This is a genomic window from Flavobacterium labens, assembly GCF_048286755.1.
Lineage (GTDB): Bacteria > Bacteroidota > Bacteroidia > Flavobacteriales > Flavobacteriaceae > Flavobacterium.
The window spans coordinates 41,471-66,303 of the sequence record NZ_JBLVPL010000006.1; the positions used below are offsets into that span (position 1 = coordinate 41,471).

The following is a 24,833-nucleotide window of genomic DNA, read 5'->3' on the forward strand; positions in this document are numbered from 1 at the left end:
ATAGTATTCAAATGAAAAAAATTATTATTCTATTGAGTGTTCTTTCTATTGGTTGCAAAACCCAAAATGTAGTGGTTCAACCCACAGAACTTGTTGCTAATGAAGCAATGGTTGTTTCGGCACGTGAAGAAGCTTCCAAAATTGGAGTTGAAATCATGAAAAAAGGCGGAAATGCTTTTGATGCGATGGTTGCTACCGAATTGGCTTTGGCTGTAGCCTATCCGTTTGCAGGAAATCTTGGCGGAGGCGGTTTTATGGTATATCGAAAAGCAAACGGAGAAATTGGTTCTTTAGATTATCGAGAAAAAGCGCCATTAGCTGCAACTAAAGATATGTTTCTTGACGAAAAAGGAAATGTAATAAAAGGAAAAAGCACCGAATCTCCTCTTGCTATTGGGGTTCCCGGAACAATTGCCGGTGTTTTTGCAGTTCATGAAAAATTGGGTTCCTTACCGATTGAAGAAATTCTGAAACCCGTAATTGCATTAGCCGAAAAAGGGGTTATTGTTACCAAAAAACAAGAAGATAGATTAGCTGCGTATAGAGACAAAATCATAAAAGTAAATGGCAACAAAACATTATTTGCAACTGCTTTCAAAGAAAATGATGTTATAAAATATCCTGCGCTGGCAACTACATTGAAAAGGATTTCAAAAAATGGAAGGGATGAGTTTTATAAAGGGGAAACAGCCAAAACATTAGTCAAATATCTTCAGGAAAAAGGAGCCATAATTACTTTGGAAGATTTGAATAAATACGAAGCCAAATGGAGAACGCCACTCACTTTTGATTATAAAGATTTAAAGGTTATTTCAATGCCTCCACCTAGCAGTGGCGGAATATGCTTGGCTGAAATATTCAAAATGATTGCCCCTTTTGACCTAGCTAAAAAGGGCCATAATTCAACCGAAGCCATTCAAGTTATTGTTGAAGCTGAAAGAAGAGCGTATGCCGACAGAAGCTATTATCTGGGTGATCCTGATTTTGTAAAAATTCCTTTGAAAGCTTTAATGGCAGATGATTATTTGAAACAAAGAATGTCGAATTTTAGTTTTGAAAAAGCCACTTTATCATCGGAAATAAAAGAAGGAAAAGTAACTTATAATGAAAGTACGGAGACTACCCATTATTCAATTGTAGATCAGTTTGGTAATGCGGTTTCGTCTACTACTACATTAAATGACGGTTATGGTTCTAAATATTATTGTGATGAACTGGGTTTTTTCCTCAACAACGAAATGGATGATTTCAGTGCTAAACCAGGTGAACCGAATATGTTTGGATTAGTGGGAAATGAAGCCAATAGCATTGCACCCCAAAAACGAATGTTAAGTTCCATGACTCCAACAATTGTTGAGAAAAACGGAAAATTATTTATGGTTGTGGGTTCTCCCGGTGGTTCTACGATTATTACATCAGTATTACAAACGATACTAAATGTTTACGAGTATAATTTGAGCATGCAGGAAGCCGTAAACGCACCTCGTTTTCACCACCAATGGTTGCCGGATTTAATCACTTTTGAGCCTAATACTTTCGACACTAAAACCTTTGAAACCTTGAAATCGAAAGGATATTTAATCAACGAAAAAACGACTCCCGTAATAGGAAAAGTGGATGCGATTTTGGTTTTACCAAATAAAAAACTCGAAGGTGGTGCTGATTTTAGAGGAGACGATAAAGCAGTTGGATTTTAAGAAATAACAATTTATGAACTTTATACTTGCCTTAGAAAACGCTTTTGAAGTAAATCAAAATCCTGAAAATGCTTTTGCAATGGCAAAATACATGAAGAACAACTTTCCATTTTTTGGAATAAAAACCGAGGAACGAAGATGCATTTTTAAGGAAATTTGGAAAGAAAACAAACCAGAGGTTTCAGCAAACGTAAGGGGAATTGCATTAGATTTATATTCAAAACCAGAACGGGAATTTCATTATTGTGCGATTGAAATTTTGATAAAAGAACTCAAGGGTAATTATAAAAAACAAGACATTCAACTGATTGAAAAACTGATACTGAATAACTCTTGGTGGGACAGCGTCGATACAATTGCAAAGTACATTTTAGGTGAATATCTTTTGGAATTTCCATTAGAAACCAAAAATGTAATAGCACGATTTTCAAATTCAGAAAATATGTGGTTGAACCGAAGTGTTATTTTATTTCAATTGGGTTACAAACAAAAAACGAATGCTGATTTTTTATTCTCCGAATGCTTAAAACAAGCTCATTCTAAGAAATTTTTTATTCAAAAAGCAATTGGCTGGGCATTAAGAGAATATGCAAAATCAAATCCCAAAATAGTGAAAGAATTTGTAGAGAAGAGTAATTTAAAACCATTAAGCACAAAAGAAGCGTTGAAAAATATTTGTTGAAATTAAAATAATAGTAGTTTTGCACCCCTTTTAAAAAGTATCATGTTCAAAAAATATATTTCGAAATTAGAAACCATAATAGCTTTTGCGCAATCCATGTTGACGTCAAAGCAATTTATATTTTTATCGGCGGTTTTGGTTGGTATTTCTTCCGCTTTTGCTGTAATAGTTCTGAAAACTTTTGCGCATTGGGTATTTTCTTTTGCTACGTATGTAAGTGGAATTTTAAAATTGGGCTTCATCAATAGTATTCTGCCCATAATTGGTATTTTATTGACCGTACTGGTAGTCAAGAAAGTTTTGGGAGGAACAATCCAAAAAGGGACTTCACAAATTTTATATGCTGTTGCCAAAAAAGCGAGTATAATTCCTAAAAAACAAATGTATGCCCAAATCGTAACCAGTTCGTTAACTGTTGGTTTAGGTGGTTCTGCAGGTTTAGAAAGTCCTATTGTCATTACAGGAGCCGCGTTTGGTTCAAACTATGCACAAAAATATAAATTAAGTTATAAAGACCGAACGCTTCTCATAGGTTGTGGTGTTGCTGCAGGAATTGCCGCTGCTTTTAATGCGCCTATTGCCGGGGTTTTATTTGCTATCGAAGTACTGTTGGTGGATGTGAGTATTGCAGCATTTACTCCCATTATGATTGCTGCTGCAACTGGTGCTTTGGTTTCTGTAATCGCATTGGATGAAGAAATTTTGCTTTCGTTCAAACAGCAACAAAGTTTTGATTATCATAACATTGTTTTTTATATCCTTTTAGGTTTGTTTACCGGGTTTATTTCTGTTTATTATTCCCGTAATTTTCAGAGAGTAGAGCATTTTTTTGCACGACTAAAATTATCACCTTATAAAAAAGCGTTGTTTGGTTCTTCGATTTTAGCCATTCTTATTTTTATTTTTCCAACGCTTTTTGGAGAGGGTTACGAAAGCATCAAAACATTATCTGACAATGATCCGGGGAAATTATTGGAAAACACATTATTCAGTGGTTTTCGAGACAATAGTTGGGCTTTATTGGTATTTGTAGGATTGACTATGATGCTGAAAGTTTTTGCAACAGGAATCACTTTAGGCAGTGGTGGAAACGGAGGAAATTTTGCTCCTTCCCTATTTCTGGGATCTTATGTTGGTTTCTTTTTTTCCAAATTTATAAATCTCACAGGACTAACTAAATTGCCTGTTAGTAATTTTACATTGGTTGGAATGGCGGGGATTTTAAGTGGTTTGTTTCATGCGCCTTTGACTGCCATATTCTTAATTGCAGAGATTACAGGTGGATATAACTTGATGATTCCTTTGATGATTGTGGCTTCCATTAGTTTTGCAATTTCAAAACGATTTGAAAAACATTCGATGGATGTTAAGAATTTAGCCAAAAAAGGCCATGCATTTACCAGCAATAAAGACACTAATATCCTTTCGACTTTAGAGACCACTTCTATTATACAAACCGACTATTTAACGGTTTCCCCTAATGAAAATTTAGAAAGACTCGTTGATCTCATTTCTCACTCCAACCAAGTGATATTTGCGGTAGTTGATACAGAACAAAACTTATTAGGTATTGTTCATTTTAATGATATTCGAGAAATAATATTCAATAATTACCGAGTTAAATACACTTTGGTTAGAGAAATAATGATAGAGCCTACAGAAATCATTTCTCCTGATGACAGCATGGAAATGGTCATGAATAAGTTTGAAAAATCAAAAAAAGCATTCTTACCCGTTCTCAAAGAAGGGAAATATTACGGTTTTATTTCCAAATCTGTTGCACTTGAAGCCTATAGAACAAAACTAAAATCAATGACGATTGAATAAAATTTTAATCTTTCTTTTAACATAAACTTCTAAACTGTTGTATCGAAAGAATAAATCAAAATGGTAACTTTGCTTTTTTGCAAAAATTATGCTAGACAAAGACAATACCATTGAAGTTCAAGGCGCTCGTGTGCACAACTTAAAAAATATAGATGTTTCCATTCCTCGTGAGAAACTGGTTGTAATTACCGGCCTTTCGGGATCTGGAAAATCCTCCTTAGCTTTTGATACCATTTATGCCGAAGGGCAACGCCGTTATGTAGAAACATTTTCTGCTTATGCGCGTCAATTTCTGGGTGGATTAGAACGTCCTGATGTAGATAAAATTGACGGACTCTCTCCTGTAATTGCTATTGAACAAAAAACGACCAGTAAAAGTCCGCGTTCGACCGTAGGAACGATTACAGAAATTTACGATTTCCTGCGTTTGTTATACGCTCGTGGTGCTGATGCCTATAGCTACAACACCGGCGAAAAAATGGTTTCCTATTCTGATGAGCAAATTAAGGATTTGATCATTCAGGATTTTACTGGAAAACGAATTAATATTTTGGCTCCAGTTATTCGGGCTAGAAAAGGACATTATGCGGAACTTTTCCAACAAATTGCCAAGCAAGGTTTCCTTAAAGTTCGTGTAAACGGTGATGTGCTGGATATTACTTTGGGAATGAAATTAGACCGTTACAAAACACATGACATCGAAATTGTTGTTGACCGAATGGTTATTGAAGATACTGCTGATAATGAAAAACGTTTGACAGAAAGCATTAATACCGCCATGCATCATGGCGAAAATGTATTGATGGTTTTGGATCAAGATTCAAATGAAATTCGTTTTTTCAGTAGGAATTTGATGTGTCCAACTACCGGAATTTCCTACCAGAATCCAGAGCCGAATTTATTCTCTTTCAATTCCCCAAAAGGGGCTTGCGACCATTGCAACGGATTAGGAACGGTAAATGAAATTAATCCAAAGAAGATTATTCCAAATCCAAAATTATCGATAAAAGCGGGTGGATTTGCTCCATTAGGCGAATACAAATCGTCTTGGATTTTTAAGCAATTGGAAATTATTGGTGAAAAATATGGCTTCAAATTGACAGATGCAGTTAACACCATTCCTGATGAAGCGATGGAAATGATTTTGAATGGTGGAAAAGAAAAGTTCACCATCAATTCAAAAGATTTAGGTGTTGCCCGAGAATACAAAATTGATTTTGAAGGGATTTCGCATTTCATCAAAAACCAACATGACGAAAGCGGTTCAACAAGCATAAAGCGTTGGGCCAAGGAATTTATGGACGAAATAAAATGTCCGGTTTGCGAAGGTTCCCGCTTGAAAAAAGAAGCTCAGTTCTTTAAAATCAATGAAAAAAATATTACCGAATTGTGTGATATGGACATTTCGGATTTGACCGCTTGGTTTAATGATTTAGACAGCCATTTATCTGACAAACAAAAGCGTATCGCTACTGAAGTAATCAAAGAGATTAAGGATCGATTGAACTTTTTGATGAATGTAGGTTTAGATTATTTAGCTTTAAGCCGAAGTTCAAAATCACTGTCAGGCGGTGAAGCACAACGTATTCGTTTGGCAACACAAATTGGTTCGCAACTGGTTGGTGTTTTGTATATTTTGGATGAGCCAAGTATTGGTTTACACCAAAGAGATAATGATAAACTGATTCATTCCCTCGAACAATTACGCGATATTGGAAACTCTGTGATTGTGGTGGAACACGATAAAGACATGATTGAACGTGCTGATTATGTGATTGATATTGGACCAAAAGCAGGAAAATACGGAGGCGAAATTATCAGTAAAGGAACTCCAGCCGAAATCTTGAAACATCACACTATCACAGCGATGTACATGAATGGCGAAATGAAAATTGAAGTCCCTGCAAAGCGTAGAGAAGGAAATGGTAAATTCCTAACACTGACCGGAGCAACAGGAAATAACTTAAAAAATGTTTCGATAGAATTGCCTTTGGGTAAAATGATTTGCGTGACCGGAGTTTCGGGAAGTGGAAAATCTACTTTGATTAATGAAACGCTCTACCCTATTTTGAACGCGTATTATTTCAATGGTGTCAAAAAACCACAACCGTATAAAAAAATTGAAGGATTAGAGCATATCGATAAAGTGATTGATATTGACCAAAGTCCTATTGGCAGAACGCCAAGAAGTAATCCTGCAACATATACCGAAGTTTTTACCGAAATCAGAAATCTGTTTACAATGACATCCGAAAGTATGATTCGGGGATATAAAGCGGGACGATTTAGTTTTAATGTAAAAGGCGGTCGTTGCGAAACCTGCGAAGGCTCTGGTGTGCGAACGATTGAAATGAACTTTCTGCCAGACGTCTATGTAGAATGTGAAACCTGTCAAGGCAAACGTTTTAACAGAGAAACATTGGAAATTCGATACAAAGGGAAATCCATTTCGGATGTGTTGAATATGACGGTGGATGAAGCGGTTCCATTTTTTGAAATGATTCCGAAGATTTACAGAAAAGTAAAAACCATTCAGGATGTTGGTTTGGGTTATATTACACTTGGGCAACAAAGCACAACACTATCTGGTGGTGAAGCGCAACGAATCAAACTGGCGGGAGAATTATCTAAAAAAGACACTGGAAATACTTTTTATATTCTGGACGAACCCACAACTGGATTGCATTTTGAAGACATCAGAGTATTGATGGAAGTAATTAATAAACTGGTTGACAAAGGAAATACGATTTTGATTATTGAACATAATATGGATGTTATCAAATTAGCAGATTACATAATTGACATTGGCCCTGAAGGAGGAAAAGGCGGCGGACAGCTTATCGCCAAAGGAACGCCTGAAGAAATTATAAAAATTAAGAAGAGTTATACGGCGCAGTTTTTGAAAAAAGAATTACTTTAGTATTTGGGAGCCCTAGCCCAGATAGCAGTGGAAATCCTTATGAGCCGGAGTTCGGCGATTAAGATTGAAACTAATAGCTGGAAGTAGCTCCAAAAAAATAAGATTTAAAATAGAGAATATGAGATTAGAAGATTTTGATAATGACGAGGATAAAGTAATCCAAGACCGCCTAAAAAGAAAGACTTGGAACGAGATTAGAACCAATGACAGTTGGGCTATTTTTAAAATTATGGCCGAATTTGTAAACGGTTATGAAAGTATGGGACGCATTGGTCCATGTGTAACCATTTTTGGTTCTGCAAGAACAAAACCCGAAGATGCTTATTATTTATTAGCAGAAAAAATTGCCTATAAAATCAGTAAAGCTGGGTATGGCGTAATTACTGGCGGCGGTCCTGGAATCATGGAAGCCGGAAATAAAGGTGCACATCTGGGTGGAGGAACATCAGTGGGATTGAATATTGAGCTGCCTTTTGAGCAACATTTCAACCCGTATATTGACAGCGATAAAAACCTGAATTTTGATTATTTCTTTGTTCGAAAAGTGATGTTTGTTAAATATTCCCAAGGATTTGTGGTGATGCCAGGAGGTTTTGGAACCATGGATGAATTGTTTGAAGCGATGACTTTGATTCAGACAAAAAAAATAGCAAAATTTCCTATTATACTTGTTGGAACCAGCTTTTGGTCCGGATTAATTGATTGGATTAAAACAGTTTTAGTAGAGAAAGAGCGAACAGTAAGTGCCGAAGATTTGAATTTATTTAAAATCGTTGATACCGAAGACGAAGTCGTTGACGTGTTAGATAAGTTCTATAAAAAATATGATTTAACTCCGAATTTTTAACAAAAAAGCTGTCTAATCAACAGCTTTTTTTATGTTAATAAGACTATTTTTATAGTGTTTTATTCTAAAAAAAAGTATATTTATTTTTTTAATAAATAATACCCAAATTTGAAAGCATATCTTAAAATAACATTCCACTTCCTTATTTTATTAACCTCATTTAATCAGTATGCTCAGCATAAATCTAAGATCAAAGTTGAGCTTAATGCCGCTAATAAAATATTGACTATCAAGCAGGAAATTATTTTTGTAAATCAGTCGGATGATACTTTGAACTCTATTGTTTTGAATGACTGGAATCATGCATTTTCCAATAAAAATACACCACTTGCGAAACGGTTTTCGGATGAATTTTACAGAGGTTTCCATTTAGCCAAAGAAGAGGAACGCGGCAGTACAATAAATTTGATTGTTATTGATGCCACTCAGCAGTTTTTATCTTGGCAAAGAACAGAGAAAAACCCTGATTATATTGTTGTTGAACTTAAAAATCCGTTACTTCCAAATCAGAAAGTAGCTTTACGTCTTTCCTATATCACCAAAATTCCCAGCGAAAAGTTTACAAAATATGGCTATGCTAACAGTGGGAGTTTTAACCTCAAAAACTGGTACCTTACTCCTGCCCGATATGAAAATCATTCTTTTGTAAAAAATAGTAATAACAATCTGGATGATATTGCCAATGCCGTTTCTGATTTTGAAATTGACCTTAAAATTCCTAAAACTTTAGACGCCACTTCCGATTTAAATAGCGAGAAAACAACTGGAAATGATGACTTTATATATTATAGATTATCGGGAAACAAAAGAACTGATTTCAGTTTGATTATTGAACCCAAATCCAATTTTGAAAGTTACAGAAACAGCTCCGTCGAAGTACTTACCGATTTAAGAGACAACAAATTAGATAATATTCAAAAAGCAATTGTAATAGATCGAGTTGTGAATTTTGCAAACGATTTAATTGGAAAATATCCACATGAAAAGATTATTGTTTCTCAAACGGATTACGAGAGAAATCCTTTTTATGGGTTAAATCAACTTCCTTCTTTTATAAGCCCGTTTTCGGATGAATTTCTTTTTGAAATTAAATTTCTAAAAACCTATCTGAATGAATATCTAAAAACAAGTTTACAATTAGATCCTAGAAAAGACAACTGGATATACGATGGATTACAGGTTTATGCCATGATGAAATATATGGATGAAAATCACCCCAACACTAAAATGATGGGAACTGCCTCTAATATTAGACTATTGAAAAGTTTTAATATTGCCAATATAAGTTTTAATGAACAGTATAGTTATTTCTATATGTTAATGGCACGAAAAAATCTAGACCAACCGCTTGGCGATCCTAAAAACACTTTAATAAAATTCAATGAACAAATAGCCAGTAAATATCGTTCCGGATTAAGTATTCGATTTTTGGATAATTATTTACAAAATGATGCCGTACCTTCCAGTATAAAACAATTTTACAATCAAAATAAGAAACAACAAGTTTCCAGAACTGATTTTGAAACCATCCTAAAATCAAATACTGAAAAAGACATTAACTGGTTTTTTAATACCATTATTAATTCCAGAGCTATTATTGATTATAAATTTTCCAGTGTAAAGAAAACCAATGACAGTATCACTTTTTCAGTAATAAATAGAACTGGAACTCCTATTCCAATTCCAGTTTATGGCACAAAAAAAGGCGCCGTTGTTTTTAAACAATGGCTGGATATCGAAGAATGTGACAGCACTTTTACGATTCCACGAAATAATATTGATAAGATCGTATTAAATCTAAAAAACGAAGTACCAGAATACAATTTAAGAAATAATTGGAAGAAAATAGAAGGTTTTTTTCCCAATAATCGTCCTGTTAAATTTGTATTCATGAAAGATTTAGAAGACCCTTATTACAATCAGGTTTTATATGTTCCTTCTATATATTATAATTTATACGACGGAATAACTCCTGGATTGCGATTGCACAATAAAACTATTTTAGACAAGCCTTTTACTTTTGACATCAATCCATCCTACTCCACTAGATCCAATAATTTATCTGGATCAGCTTCATTTGTAGTCAATCAAAATTATCGAAACAGCACACTTTACAATGTAAAATATTCTGTTAGCGGCTCTTACTTTCATTATGCGCAAGACGCTTCATACCTGAGATTAAATCCTATGGTGCAATTGCGAATTCGGGAACCAAATTTCAGAGACAACAGAAAACAACTCATCCTTTTACGCCAAGTTATTGTAAACAGGGAAAAAAGCGCTTTTGCAATGGACAATGCTCCATCCAATTATTCCATTTTTAATGCACGCTATGTGAATACAAAAACAGAAGTAACAAATCATTTCAATTTTAGTTCAGATATTCAAATCTCAGGAAAATTTGGAAAAATAAACGGCGAAATAGAATATAGAAAGCTTTTTGAAAACAATCGCCAAATTAATTTGCGATTCTATGCAGGAAGTTTTTTATACAACAAAACTGAATCTGATTTTTTTAGTTTCGCATCAGACAGACCTACTGATTATTTGTTTGATTACAACTACTTTGGTCGTTCAGAAAGCACTGGTTTTTATAGCCAACAATTCATAATGGGAGAAGGCGGGTTTAAATCAAAAATGGATACGCCATATGCTAATAGATGGATTACCAGCTTAAATGCTAGTGTTAGTGTATGGAACTGGATAGAAATTTATGGAGATATTGGTTTCATCAAAAATAAAAACCAAAATGCAAAGTTTTTATACGACAGCGGTATTCGTCTCAATCTAGTTACAGATTACTTTGAGTTGTATTTTCCGGTATATTCTAATAATGGATGGGAAATAGCGCAAAATAATTATAATGAGAAAGTACGATTTATAGTAACATTTTCGCCTAAAACATTAATCAATCTTTTTAATCGAAAATGGTTCTAATCCAATATAATTTTCATTAATCATTAAACTATTCTCATTAAAACGAATTTAAAATTACATATAACAAAAAAATAAAGTTCTTTTTATTAGAATAAATTGCAATAATTAAATTATATTTTTTTTAATGAATTATGAAAATAGCTAGTTTTTAAGTAAATTTGCCTCACAAAGTTATACTTTTCAATTATGATAAAAGAAAAAACCAATACTACATTGACATTTGAAGATTTCAAAATCGAGGTGCTGAATGACTATAAATTAGCCATAATCAGTAGAGAATGCAGTCTTTTAGGACGTAAAGAAGTATTGACTGGAAAAGCTAAATTTGGCATTTTTGGTGATGGAAAAGAAGTACCACAACTAGCTATGGCAAAAGCCTTCAAAAATGGTGACTTCCGTTCAGGATATTATCGTGATCAAACTTTTATGATGGCTATTGGCGAATTAACCGTGCAACAATTTTTTGCGGGTTTATATGGCCATACCGATATTGAACAAGAACCAATGTCAGCAGGAAGACAAATGGGTGGTCACTTTGCCACTCATAGTTTAAATGAAGATGGAAGTTGGAAAAACTTAACAAAACAAAAAAACTCAAGTGCTGATATTTCCCCAACGGCAGGGCAAATGCCACGTTTATTGGGACTAGCTCAAGCTTCTAAAATATACAGACAAGTTACTGGAATACCAAATGCAGCTAATTTTTCTAATGAAGGAAATGAGATTGCATGGGGAACAATAGGAAATGCAAGTACATCTGAAGGGTTATTTTTTGAAACCATAAATGCTGCAGGAGTATTACAAGTTCCTATGGTTATGAGTGTTTGGGACGATGAGTATGGGATTTCGGTACATGCAAAACACCAAACGACTAAAGAAAATATTTCGGAGATTTTAAAAGGATACCAAAGAGAAAAGGGAAGCAATGGCTATGAAATACTAAAAGTAAAAGGTTGGGATTATGCCGACTTAGTTGCTACGTATGAAAAAGCTGCTGATATTGCCCGAGAAAATCATACTCCAGTTTTGATTCACGTAAATGAATTGACGCAACCTCAAGGACATTCCAGTTCAGGTTCTCATGAAAGATACAAAAACGCAGACCGATTAGCATGGGAAAGAGATTTTGATTGTATTCGTCAAATGAAATTATGGATGATTGCAATCAACGTTGCTTCACCTGAAGAAATCGATGCTATTGATGCTCAAGCAAAAAAAGATGTTTTAGAAGGTAAAAAAGCAGCTTGGAATGCATTTATTGAACCTATTGTTGAAGAACAAAAACAACTGATTGGATTATTAGAAAAAATAGCGGAGACCAGTAAAAATAAAGATAGAATTTTACAATTCACATCTGATTTAAATAGTATTAAATCACCTTTGAAAAAAGAAATTCTAGTTACAGCACGTAAAGTTTTACGCTTAATCCTAAACGAAAACGGCAAAGAAGAATTATCACAATGGATCAGCTCTTATACTAATAAAACTCAAAAGAATTTTAGCAGCAACTTATTTTCAGAAACAGATTTAAACGTATTTTCTGTAGAAAAAGTTTTACCGGTATATCCTGAAGATGCTAAAGAAGACACGGATGGCCGCATGATTCTACGCGATAACTTTGATGCCATTTTTACAAAATATCCTGAAACATTAATTTTTGGAGAAGATGCTGGAGCCATTGGTGACGTAAACCAAGGTTTAGAAGGAATGCAGGAAAAATATGGAGAATTACGTGTTGCCGATGTGGGAATTCGTGAAGCAACCATATTAGGTCAAGGTATAGGAATGGCATTAAGAGGCTTACGCCCTATTGCTGAAATTCAATATTTAGATTATTTACTGTACGCTATTCAAATCATGAGTGATGATTTAGCTACGTTAAGATACCGTACAGTTGGAAAACAAAAAGCACCGTTAATTATACGAACACGTGGACATCGCTTAGAAGGAATCTGGCATTCCGGTTCTCCTATGGGAATGATTATAAATGCCATACGTGGAATTCATGTATTAGTTCCAAGAAACATGACTCAAGCAGCCGGATTTTATAACAGCTTGTTAGAATGTGATGAACCTGCTTTAGTAATCGAATGCTTGAATGGTTACCGATTGAAAGAAAAAATGCCTTTGAATTATGGCGACTTCAAAACTCCAATTGGGGTTGTGGAAACGTTGAAAGAAGGAACTGATATTACTCTTGTTTCATACGGTTCAACATTGCGATTAGTTCAACAAGCGGCAAATGAGCTTCTTGAAGTAGGAATTGATTGTGAGATTATCGATTTACAATCTTTACTCCCATTTGATGTAAATCAAGATGTAGTGAAAAGTATTGCAAAAACAAATCGCCTGTTAGTTATTGACGAAGATCTTCCGGGTGGAGCTTCAGCTTATATTTTACAACAAATAATTGAGCAACAAGACGCTTACAACTATTTAGACAGTAAACCGCAAACCTTAACTGCAAAAGCACACAGACCAGCTTATGGAACGGACGGTGACTACTTCTCAAAACCTTCTGCAGAAGATATTTTTGAAAAAGTATATGCAATGATGAATGAAGTAAATCCTTCGAAATATCCAAATTTGTATTAAGAATTAAATCTATAAATTGAAATCCCAATCTTTACGATTGGGATTTTTTTTAAAATAATAAACCAATATTCTCTTTTAAAGATTTAAAACAGTAAATTGTAAATCAATTAATTGGCTAATAACTATAAAACATAAATATGAAAAAAGTATCATTATTTTTAGGAATGCTATCACTACTTGCGATTGTATCCTGCAAGAAAAAAGAAGAAACTCCAGTTCCAGCAACACAAACTGAAACTTCAAGTGAAACAACTACAACTACAACTGTTACCGCTGAAGCGAAAGATAGCACCTCTATAAAAGTAGCTACCGATGGTGTAAGCGTTACTACAAAAGATGGGAAAACTAAAACTAGTGTGGAACTTTCCGGTGGAGAAGCAAAAGTTGAGATCAAAAAATAATAACTGATTCTTATCTCAACCAAGAATTAGAATGCCAATATGAAATTTCATATTGGCATTTGCTCTTTTATTTTTTTTTAAACATTTTTCACAATTAAAAGTTATAATGCTACCTAAATTTTTATGTTGCCATTTTTTATTTTAAATTTAGGAATTATAAAAATTAATACAAATTATGACCGAACTGGAAACTATCTTAAAAGACATCCAAAATGTAAAAGTGATAGAGAAATCAATTGATTACAACCAATACATCCCATTGGATTTATCGATAAAAAATGAAAATTTTACAAAACATGCTATTGACAATGCAACTGATTTTGAACAATATATCGAAAACTATTTAGACGAAAACAATGCTAAAGTAGCTTTTGGTGGTTATAATGAAATTAGAAATCTGTATAAACGAAGTGATATTTTTAACGATTCTAAAACTGAGGAGCGAAATATCCATATTGGTTTAGATTTATGGATTAAAGCTGGGACTCCAGTATTAGCAGCACTTGATGGATTTGTACACAGTTTTAATTACAATACGGGCGTAGGTGATTATGGCCCAACTATTATCTTAGAACATAAAATAGAAAATAAGCGATTCTATACTTTATACGGGCATCTTTCGTTAGAAAGTATCAGTGATATTGCAATTGGTGATATTTTCGAAAAAGGACAACAAATAGCAACTTTAGGAGATGCTTCTGTGAATGGAGATTATGCACCACATTTACATTTTCAGATTATAGAAAAAATTTCACAAACATTTGGTGATTACCCGGGAGTTTGTAGTGAAAATGACTTAAAGCACTATTTGAAGAACTGTCCTGATCCGAATATTTTATTAAAAATTATATAAATATGAAAAAAATAATTATTGTCTTCAGCATTTTGCTGCTCATTGGATGCAAATCAAAAAATGTTGTTACAACTACTGAACCGGAAAAAGCTAAAATTGAAAAACTTGGTATGACCGAAGTTAACGAAAGTCAAAAGAATAAAGCGTATGAATTAGGAAAGAGAGTTTTAATGACTTGTAATACCTCTAAATTCAAACCTTTCAATCAAAGTGAAGCAACTGCATCAGTAATTCAGAACACTACTGAGGAAAGATTAACAAAAACCTGTACCAAATTTCGCCAATATTACGGGACTTTTATTGATCTTCAATTAACTGAAATTTATAAAAACAATTTTGACGGAACAATCATTTTTCGCTACAAAGCATTGTATACAAAGAAAGTAGCTAATAAGGAACTTCGGGTTTCAATGAACCAAGAAAACAAAGTTTCATCGATTAAATCATTAGATTGGGTCAATCCTTTCTCGATGAAATAATTTAAAATGATACAATTAAATTCATTCCTCAAAAAGTTTTTTCACAGTTTATCATAACTATTTGAGGAATGAATCCGGAAAAGTCCTAAACTTTAAAGGGTATTAAGCCTATCTGATTACCAAATAATAATTCAAAGGAAAACCTATTCCCTGAATGTTTCTTGTGAAATATTGTATTCAAACAACTCGTCTAAATACTGTTTTGAATATAGTAATTTATTATCCATATTTCAAGATTAATACAATTACAGAGTACTACTATTTTTATTATAACTCAATTCATAATCTTTCTAACTGTTTATTCGTAAATTTATAGATTATTAAAATTAGTAACTAATGAATCTGCTTTAAAAACGGTTCTTTTCTAATTGCTTTTTTTTCTTAAAACCCTATATTATTAAAATTAATAATGTGTGAATTATATAATTTTTTTTTTTAGTTATATAAGTTTTGTTGCTAAATTTTATTCGATTTTTACATAATCTGTTAAAAAAAATAATTTGAAACTATACATAAAATACATGGTCAGTAATCGCTGTAAAATGGCGGTAAAAGAGGAATTGAAAAAACTTGGACTACACTTCATGGTTGTAGATTTAGGCGAAGTTGAAATCATGGAAAACATTTCTATGGATCAGAGACAACGATTAAAAACAGCGCTTTTAGACTCCGGACTCGAATTAATGGATGATAAAAAATCCATGCTAATCGAAAAAATAAAAAATGTAATTATCCAGATGGTTCACCATTCAACAGAAAATATAAAAATTAATTTTTCTGATTATCTGAGTCAACAATTAAATCACGATTATACGTACCTATCAAACTTGTTTTCGGAAGTGCAAGGGACTACAATTGAACAATTTATAATTTCTCATAAAACAGAACGTATTAAGGAATTGATTATTTATGGTGAGTTAAATATCACTGAAATTGCCTGGAAAATGAATTACAGCAGTGTTGCCCATCTATCCAGTCAATTTAAAAAAGTTACTGGTCTTTCTCCTTCGCATTTTAAACAATTGAAAGACAAAAGGCGTAATCCAATTGAAGAAATTGGTAATTCAAAATAAAAAGAAGTAATATCAATTTTGTAAATACACCTAGAAAGCATAAAAAATCAAGAATCACAATACGCCAGAAGTCTTATTGAAGCTAGTTTGGATCCTTTAATTACAATAAATCCTGAAGGAAAAATTACGGATGTAAATGAAGCTACAGTAAATATTACTGGGCTGAATCGAGATGGCTTAATAAATTCTGATTTTTTCAATTATTTTACCGAAAAACAAAAAGCACGTGAAGTGTATCAGAAAGTATTTGAAAAAGGATCTGTTTCAGATTCTCCACTTACACTGAAGCATAAAGATGGTAAATTGACAGATGTATTGTTCAACGGTTCTGTTTACAAAAATGATTTAGGATGTGTATTAGGAGTCGTAATTGTTGCCAGAGATATTGCTGAGCAAAAATGGGCATTAAATTTAGGAGTTGCCAATAAAGAATTAGCGCATCAAAACGATGAAAAAGAAAAACGGGCAGCTGAATTAGTAATTGCTAATAAAGAACTTGCTTTTCAAAACGATGAAAAAGAAAAAAGAGCTGATGAATTAATCATTGCCAATAAAGAGCTTCTATTTCAAAATGATGAAAAAGAAAAACGCGCAGCTGAATTAGTTGTTGCCAATAAAGAACTTGCTTTTCAAAATGATGAAAAGGAAAAACGAGCGGCTGAATTAGTTGTAGCTAATGAAGAGCTTGCTTTTCAAAATAAAGTGAAAGAAAAACGAGCGGCAGAATTAGTCATTGCTAACGAAGAATTAGCGTATCAAAATAATGAAAAAGAAAAACGAGCTGATGAATTAATCATTGCTAACAAGGAACTTCAATTTCAAAACAAAGAAAAGGCAAAACAGCAAATTGCTACTAAAGAACTGGAAGAACTTAGTTACGCAGCAAAATTAGCTTCCCAATATTCTCTTAGTCTAATTGAAGCAAGTCGGGATCCATTGGTCACAATAAACACCAACGGTAAGATTACTGATATGAATGAGGCATTGGTAAACATTACGGGTATGACGCGTAACGAACTTACAGATTCTGATTTTTTTGATTATTTTACTGAGCAACAAAAAGCTCGTGAAGTATATCAAGAAGTATTCGAAAAAGGTTCTGTTGCTGATTCTCCGCTTACACTTCGCCACAAAGAAGGTAAACTAACGGATGTGTTATTTAATGGTTCCGTTTATAAAGATGATAAAGGAAACGTAGTTGGAGTTGTAATTGTTGCTCGAGATGTAACAGAGCAAAAGAGAATTGCTTCGGAGTTGATCGAAGCCAGAATATTTGCTGAATTAGCCACAGAAATTGCCGAAGAAGCTAAAATAAATGCAGAAAGTGCTACCATTATAGCTGAAAATGCAGTAAAAGCAAAACAACAATTTTTGTCTAATATGAGCCATGAAATTCGTACGCCGATGAATGCAATTATCGGATTTACTAAAGTGGTTTTAAAAACAGAATTGACAACCAAACAAAAAGAATATTTAAACGCAATTAAAATGAGTGGAGATGCATTAATCGTACTCATAAATGACATACTTGATTTAGCAAAAGTTGATGCCGGAAAAATGACATTTGAAAAAAGACCTTTCAAAATGAAATCTTCCATAGCTGCTATGCTTCACTTGTTTGAAACAAAAATTCAAGAGAAAAATTTAAAATTAATTAAGGAATATGATAATAAAATTCCTGATGTTCTAGTAGGAGATCCGATTCGTTTGCATCAAATTATCTTAAACCTAGTTAGTAATGCTGTAAAATTTACCTCAAAAGGAAAAATTATAGTAAGTGTTCATTTATTACATGAGGATGAAGATAAAGTGATTATTGAATTTGCCGTAACAGATACAGGAATTGGTATCCCAAAAGAAAAAACAGGGAAGATATTTGAAAATTTTCAACAAGCATCTAGTGGTACTTCAAGATTATATGGAGGAACAGGATTAGGTCTTGCCATAGTAAAACAATTAGTGGAACCGCAAGGAGGTAGTATTCGGGTTAGAAGTACCGTTAATGAAGGATCTACATTTAGTTTTACATTGAGTTTTCAAAAAACTAATGCAGAAGCTGAATTAGAAAATGAAATCATGGAATTAGATACTGAATTAAAAAATATTAAAGTATTGGTTGTCGAGGATATTCCTCTTAATCAATTGCTAATGAAAACATTATTAGATGATTTTGGATTTGCCAGAGACATTGCCGAAAATGGCAAAATAGCAATCGAAAAACTAAAAGAAAACGATTATGATATTATTTTGATGGACTTACAAATGCCAGAAATGAATGGATTTGAAGCTACAGAATACATTCGTAATACAATGAAATCAAAAATTCCAATTATTGCTTTAACTGCTGATGTCACCACTGTAGACTTAGCTAAATGTAAAGCAGTAGGAATGAATGATTATATAGCAAAACCAATTGACGAAAGGCTCTTATACAGTAAAATTGTTGGAATATTAAAGAAACCTAAACTCACAAAACTTACTGCAAAGTTGAATGAGAATTTAGAGGATAAAAAAATAAAATGTATTGATTTAGTTTATTTAAATCAAAGAACAAAATCGAATCCAAAATTAATGATGGAAATGATATCACTTTATTTAGATCAAACACCTCCTTTAATCAATACAATAAAACAAAGTTTAGAGGAGAAAAATTGGGACTTATTAGGAGCTGCCGCACATAAAATGATTCCATCCTTTTCAATAATGGGTATCAGTACTAATTTTGAAAATATTGCAAAAAAAATTCAGGAATTTGCAATTGCACAAGAAAAATCAGAAGGAATAGAGGACTTAGTTATGCAACTTGAAGAAATTTGTTTACAAGCATGCCAAGAATTACAAGAAGAATTTAATATAATCAAAAATACCATATAATGAAAAATGATACTAAAATAAAGATTTTCCTAGTAGATGATGATGCATTATTTTTAAAATCTTTAGAAATTGAATTTTTAGAAAATGCTGATTTTATAGTAGAGACTTATTCTACAGGAGAGTTATGCATTGCTAATATAAATAACAATCCCGATGTAGTAATTTTAGATTATCAACTTGATGGTATCGTAGAAAATGCCATGAACGGAATTGAAACATTAGATAAAATAAAAGATTTTAATCCAGAAATTCCAGTTATAATGCTGTCCTCTCAAGATAAAATTGAAGTTGCCATAAACTGTATGCACCATAAAGCTGTAGACTATGTGGTGAAAAGCGAAACTGCATTTGTTCGCCTGCAAAAAATTATTACTTCTGTTTTTAAATATCAAAAAATGGAAAAGGAATTAAATTGGTATATGGACAGGATGTAAGGTATTTTACAGCATAGTTTTGTATAAAATTAATAATAGATTTAGATTAATCATTTCTGATTTGGTCAAAAATTAAAACTAAAATTGTTTAAAAAAAATGCGGTATAAAGACACCTCAGATTTGGAAATTTCATTGTTATTGGAAGCTATTTATAGGAAATACGGTTATGATTTCAGAGAATATTCCCAAGCCCATATTAGGCGGAGAATTACGAACAGAATGTCGGTATCTGGATTCGAAGATGTTTCTCAAATGCAATCTAAGGTTTTAAATGATGAAACATTCGCTTCTGAACTCTTACAGGATTTATCAATTACAGTAACCGAAATGTTTCGTGACCCTATTTTTTATAGGTCTTTACGAGAAAATGTTATCCCAGTTTTAAAGACTTACCCCTTTATAAAAATATGGCATGCAGGCTGTGCTACAGGAGAAGAAGCCTATTCCATGGCTATTCTTTTGCAAGAAGAAGGCTTGTATGACAGAACAACCATTTATGCTACTGATTTTAACCAAATGGCTTTGAACCGTGCAAAAGATGGGATTTTTTCGAATAAAATGATAAAAGAATACACTTCTAATTATCAATTAGCTGGTGGAAAAGAATCATTTTCAAGTTATTATACTTCTAATTATGATAACGTCATCATGAATCAATCCTTGAAAAAAAATATTGTTTGGGCTAATCATAACTTGGTAACTGATAGTGTATTTGCAGAAGTAAACTTGATTTTATGTCGAAATGTACTGATTTATTTTGATAAAAATTTACAAAATAAAGTCCAGACTCTTTTTTATAATAGCCTCATCAATGGTGGTGTTTTATGTTTAGGATCTAAAGAAAGTTTACGTTTTTCCGATTTGTATGAGCAATATATTGAGTTAGACACAAAACAACGAATATTTAAAAAGAAATATTGAAAATGCATTATGAAGCAATTGTAATAGGCGTTTCTTCCGGAGGTATGAATGCTCTGAAAATTATAAGTTCAGCCTTACCGTTAAATTTCAATATACCAATCATCGTAGTACAGCATTTAAGCGCTCATTCCGATAGTCATTGGATAAACCTTTTAAATAAAAAAAGTCATCTGCATGTAAAAGAAGCGGATGAAAAAGAGAAAATTGAAAAAGGTACTATTTATATTGCTCCTCCTAATTATCATTTGCTGATTGAAAAAGATAAAACCTTTTCCCTTACCATAGACGAACGTGTAAATTTTGCAAGGCCATCTATCGATGTATTATTTGAATCAGCAGCCGAAACCTACAGCAATAAATTAATTGGAATCGTGCTCACAGGATCTAATAGTGATGGGACAAAAGGAATTAAACGAATAAAGGATTGCGGAGGTCTGGCTATTATTGAAGATCCAAAAACAGCAGACTCTGAATACATGCCAAAGTCAGCAATTGCTGCTATTGTACCTGATTATATCGAGTCATTGGAGAATATGGTTACGTTACTAATAAAAATAAATCAACAACAAAAATAATCAGCATCAACTTTACAAATAACAAAATGAAAATGACTCTAGGAAGAAAAATAGTAATAGGATTTATTGCTTGTGCTTTAGTACTTTTAGGAGTTGCTATTTTCTCTTTTAAAAACACTGAAAAATTTGTTGCTTCAAATACTCTGGTAAATGTTTCCAATCAGGTATTATATGAATTTGAACAAATACTCATGTCTTCTGTTGATGCAGAAACAGGTGTACGAGGTTATGTCATTACGGGCGATGATAATTTTTTGAAACCTTTTACAACTGCCAATATTAAAGCAATTGAGAAACTTGAAAAAGTAAAGGAATTAACAAAAGACAATCCCAATCAGCAAAACAATATTGAGGAACTTGCGAAACAACTAAAAATGCGGTTTGACAATTTAAACACTTGCATAACCCTTCGTAAAGACAATTATGAAAAAGCCAGAGCATTTGTTGCTTCGGGCGAAGGAAAACAAATTCAAGATGAAATAAGAAAAATAGTTGATGAGTCGCAGGAATTAGAAGGCACTTTACTTGCTCAAAGGATACAAGATAGTCAAGACGATGCCAGCAAATTTAATATTGTTTTTGCTGTTCTATTGCTAGTTATTATTATGATTCTTATCGTTGTATATACTATTGTTACTAAAAATTTAAAAGCGCTTAAAAATTCTGAGTCGGAAACTGCAAGCAAAAACTGGTTGCTTACCGGTAACTCAGCACTTAATGAAAAATTAATAGGAGATCAAAGTATAGAGCAATTAGCAAACAATACGATAAGTTTTCTTTGTACGTATTTGAAAGCAAATATTGGCGCTGTTTACCTGTTTAACGAAAACGAAAATACGCTACTGCTTAGTGGCAAATTTGCTTTTTCGTCTGGTAATGACACTACTGTTAATTTTAAATTAAATGAAGGATTAATTGGTCAGTCTGCTTGGGAACAAAAGCAAATTTCATTAGCAGATATATCTGATGATCAAATACGGATTACTTCGTCCGTATTAAACGCAAAACCAAAACATTTGCTGATTACCCCTTTTTTACTTGACGGAAAAACCATAGGCGTAATAGAAATAGGCAAGCTTACTGATTTTAATGAAACCGAAAAAGAATTTATCAATGTTTCTATGAACAGTATTGCTATCAGCGTTTATACTATTCAACAAGCTGAAGAAAAAGAAAAAAGAACAGCAGAACTAGCCATTGCTAACAAAGAGCTTGCCTTTCAAAATGAAGAGAAAGAAAAAAGAGCCGCAGAATTAGGAATAGCCAACGAAGAACTTGCTTATCAAAATGAGGAAAAAGAAAAACGAGCTGCAGAATTAGGCATTGCAAATAAAGAACTTGCTTATCAAAATGAGGAAAAAGAAAAACGAGCTGCAGAGTTAAGTTTTGCAAACAAAGAGCTTTCAAATCAAGCAGAAGAACTTCAAATACAGCAGGAAGAACTTAGACAGCTGAATGAAGAATTAGAACAACAAGCACAAAATCTTAAACAACAGCAGGAAGAACTTCAAATGACCAATGAAGAATTGGAAGAGCAGACTCAATCATTAGAAGAAAAAAACAAAGAAGTTCAGGCTTCCAAAAATGATATTGAAAAAAAAACCAAGCAACTGGAAATTAGCAGCAAATATAAATCGGAATTTCTAGCAAACATGTCGCATGAATTAAGAACACCACTTAACAGTTTGCTTATTCTATCTAAAGATTTATCCGAAAACAGGAAGAAAAACCTAGATGATGTTCAGGTTGAAAGTGCGGAAATAATTTATAAAAGTGGTCATGACCTTCTAGTGCTAATTAATGAAGTATTAGACCTATCCAAGATTGAAGCCGGAAAAATGGCTATAAATATTGAAAAAGTAGCACTGAAAAACTTTACAGATAATCTTCTTCGTGATTTTAAACATCAGGCAGAGCAAAAAGGATTAAAGATAGTTTGCAAATTAGCTGCAGGAATACCCGAATTTATCCACACTGATTCACAACGTTTAAATCAAATACTGAAAAATCTTTTATCTAATGCTGTAAAATTTACCGAAAAAGGAAGTGTAACTATAAGTATTGACCCAAATACGGTGACTACTTTGAACATTTCTGTTACTGATACAGGAATCGGTATATCAGAAGACAAGCAAACTGCCATATTTGAAGCTTTTCAGCAAGCCGAAGGCGGTACTTCCAGAAAATATGGCGGTACAGGATTAGGACTTTCTATTTCACGGGAACTAGCAAAATTACTGGAAGGAGAAATAAAAGTAAAAAGTAATTTAGACAAAGGATCTACTTTTTCACTCATTATTCCACTGGAAATACACCCTACACAAGAGTCTATCAATGAAATTCCAATAAAACCTATTTCGTATGCACCACGGTCCGAAAATGACATCAACTATCTAGATTATCCAACTATAAAAGACGATAGAGATACCATAAACACAGATGATAAAATAGTGCTCATTATTGAAGATGATAAAAATTTTGCAGCTATACTTTTAAAACAAGCTAATAAAAAAGGATTCAAATGCTTGTCAGCTTCTTCTGGAGAAGATGGTTTATTGCTTGCTGTAAAATACAAACCTCAAGCAATAATTCTCGATATGGGTTTACCAGGAATCAAAGGAAAACAAGTATTGCATGAACTAAAAGAAAATCCTTCCGTAAGACATATACCGGTGCATATCATATCGGCAAATGACCGTTCGCTGGAACCAATCAGAGAAGGTGCAGTAGAATATTTAATGAAACCGATATCTAAAGATGGTCTGGAAGAAGCTTTCATAAGGATTGAAAATTTTGTCAATAGAAAAATAAAAAACCTATTGATTATTGAAGACAGTGAAAATTCCAGAAAAGCAATGAAAGTACTCATTGGTAATGGTGATGTTAAATGTTATGAAGCAGGAACAGGAAAAGAGGCTTTAGAATTGTTTGAGCACAATCATATTGATTGCATCATTCTTGACATTGGATTACCTGATATGACAGGCTTTGAGCTTATTCATAAACTGGGAGATGTAAAAGCACACAACCTACCCCCAATTATTGTTTATACCGGAAAAGAACTTACAAAAGAAGAAAACAATCTTCTTCACAAATATGCAGAGAGTATCATTATAAAAGGTATAAAATCCGAAGAAAGATTACTGGATGAAACTGCTCTTTTCCTTCATCGAACGATTAGCAATTTACCAAAATCAAAACAAATGATGATTAATAATTTGCATGATAAAGAAGCAATATTTCATTCCAAAAAAATATTATTGGTTGATGATGACATGCGAAATGTTTTTGCATTATCCAAAATATTACAAGAACGTGGTATGGAAGTCATAAAATCAGAAGATGGTAAGAATGCATTGAATAAGCTGGATGCACATACTGATATTGATCTGGTATTAATGGATATCATGATGCCGGAAATGGACGGTTATGAAGCAATGAAACGAATACGATCTCAGATAAAATTCAGAAACTTACCAATAATTGCCCTTACCGCAAAAGCCATGAAAGACGATAAACAAAAATGTATTGATGCTGGTGCAAACGATTATATCACTAAGCCCATTGATGTAGAACGATTGTTATCATTGATGCGCGTATGGTTAAGTAAATAATAACATCACAAAGGCGGTATATCCCCTATGTCATTTAGGTTACATTTTTTTGTTGGTATTTAACATTAGTAGATACTCAACATTCAAACTTTTTTTTACAATT

At 33.0% G+C, this 24,833-nt stretch carries 16 protein-coding genes; all 16 read left to right on the forward strand.

What is annotated here, in order from left to right; genetic code table 11:
- Window positions 1-11: 11 nt before the first annotated feature.
- The 16 genes from ggt (at window position 12) to ACNQF8_RS12725 (ending at window position 24,730) form a co-directional block, all read left to right on the forward strand.
- Window positions 12-1,697 carry a gamma-glutamyltransferase gene (gene ggt, locus ACNQF8_RS12650; RefSeq protein WP_417951614.1) on the forward strand — a complete coding sequence of 562 codons (1,686 nt, stop codon included), beginning with the start codon at window positions 12-14 and terminating at the stop codon, window positions 1,695-1,697.
- Between the two features lie 13 nt (window positions 1,698-1,710).
- Complete coding sequence (locus ACNQF8_RS12655; RefSeq protein WP_417951613.1) at window positions 1,711-2,379, forward strand: DNA alkylation repair protein; 669 nt, start codon at window positions 1,711-1,713, stop codon at window positions 2,377-2,379.
- Window positions 2,380-2,421: 42 nt separating this feature from the next.
- Entirely contained in the window at window positions 2,422-4,206 is a 1,785-nt protein-coding gene (locus tag ACNQF8_RS12660; protein ID WP_417953679.1) for a chloride channel protein, read from the forward strand.
- An 88-nt stretch (window positions 4,207-4,294) separates the two neighbouring features.
- Complete coding sequence (uvrA, locus tag ACNQF8_RS12665; protein ID WP_417953680.1) at window positions 4,295-7,126, forward strand: excinuclease ABC subunit UvrA; 2,832 nt, start codon at window positions 4,295-4,297, stop codon at window positions 7,124-7,126.
- A 118-nt stretch (window positions 7,127-7,244) separates the two neighbouring features.
- Complete coding sequence (locus ACNQF8_RS12670; protein WP_417951610.1) at window positions 7,245-7,973, forward strand: LOG family protein; 729 nt, start codon at window positions 7,245-7,247, stop codon at window positions 7,971-7,973.
- A gap of 189 nt (window positions 7,974-8,162) precedes the next feature.
- Complete coding sequence (locus ACNQF8_RS12675; protein ID WP_417953730.1) at window positions 8,163-10,910, forward strand: gluzincin family metallopeptidase; 2,748 nt, start codon at window positions 8,163-8,165, stop codon at window positions 10,908-10,910.
- A gap of 186 nt (window positions 10,911-11,096) precedes the next feature.
- Window positions 11,097-13,505, forward strand: a complete 2,409-nt coding sequence (locus ACNQF8_RS12680) for an alpha-ketoacid dehydrogenase subunit alpha/beta (RefSeq protein ID WP_417951609.1) — start codon at window positions 11,097-11,099, stop codon at window positions 13,503-13,505.
- A 137-nt stretch (window positions 13,506-13,642) separates the two neighbouring features.
- Window positions 13,643-13,906 (forward strand): hypothetical protein, encoded by a 264-nt coding sequence (locus ACNQF8_RS12685; protein ID WP_417951608.1) that lies wholly within the window; start codon window positions 13,643-13,645, stop codon window positions 13,904-13,906.
- 175 nt (window positions 13,907-14,081) lie between these two features.
- Window positions 14,082-14,759, forward strand: a complete 678-nt coding sequence (locus ACNQF8_RS12690) for a peptidoglycan DD-metalloendopeptidase family protein (protein ID WP_417951607.1) — start codon at window positions 14,082-14,084, stop codon at window positions 14,757-14,759.
- A gap of 2 nt (window positions 14,760-14,761) precedes the next feature.
- Window positions 14,762-15,238 (forward strand): hypothetical protein, encoded by a 477-nt coding sequence (locus ACNQF8_RS12695; protein ID WP_417951606.1) that lies wholly within the window; start codon window positions 14,762-14,764, stop codon window positions 15,236-15,238.
- A 521-nt stretch (window positions 15,239-15,759) separates the two neighbouring features.
- Window positions 15,760-16,311 (forward strand): helix-turn-helix domain-containing protein, encoded by a 552-nt coding sequence (locus tag ACNQF8_RS12700; RefSeq protein ID WP_315207752.1) that lies wholly within the window; start codon window positions 15,760-15,762, stop codon window positions 16,309-16,311.
- Window positions 16,312-16,350: 39 nt separating this feature from the next.
- A complete protein-coding gene (locus tag ACNQF8_RS12705) occupies window positions 16,351-19,185 on the forward strand; it encodes a PAS domain S-box protein (RefSeq protein WP_417953731.1) in 2,835 nt (944 codons plus the stop codon).
- Complete coding sequence (locus ACNQF8_RS12710; protein ID WP_417951605.1) at window positions 19,185-19,619, forward strand: response regulator; 435 nt, start codon at window positions 19,185-19,187, stop codon at window positions 19,617-19,619. The genes ACNQF8_RS12705 and ACNQF8_RS12710 overlap by 1 nt, the downstream gene beginning before the upstream one ends.
- Window positions 19,620-19,716: 97 nt before the next feature.
- On the forward strand, window positions 19,717-20,541 hold the full coding sequence (locus ACNQF8_RS12715) for a CheR family methyltransferase (RefSeq protein WP_417951604.1): 825 nt from the start codon (window positions 19,717-19,719) through the stop codon (window positions 20,539-20,541).
- A gap of 2 nt (window positions 20,542-20,543) precedes the next feature.
- Entirely contained in the window at window positions 20,544-21,116 is a 573-nt protein-coding gene (locus tag ACNQF8_RS12720) for a chemotaxis protein CheB (RefSeq protein ID WP_417951603.1), read from the forward strand.
- 26 nt (window positions 21,117-21,142) lie between these two features.
- Window positions 21,143-24,730 carry a response regulator gene (locus ACNQF8_RS12725; protein ID WP_417953681.1) on the forward strand — a complete coding sequence of 1,196 codons (3,588 nt, stop codon included), beginning with the start codon at window positions 21,143-21,145 and terminating at the stop codon, window positions 24,728-24,730.
- Window positions 24,731-24,833: the final 103 nt, after the last annotated feature.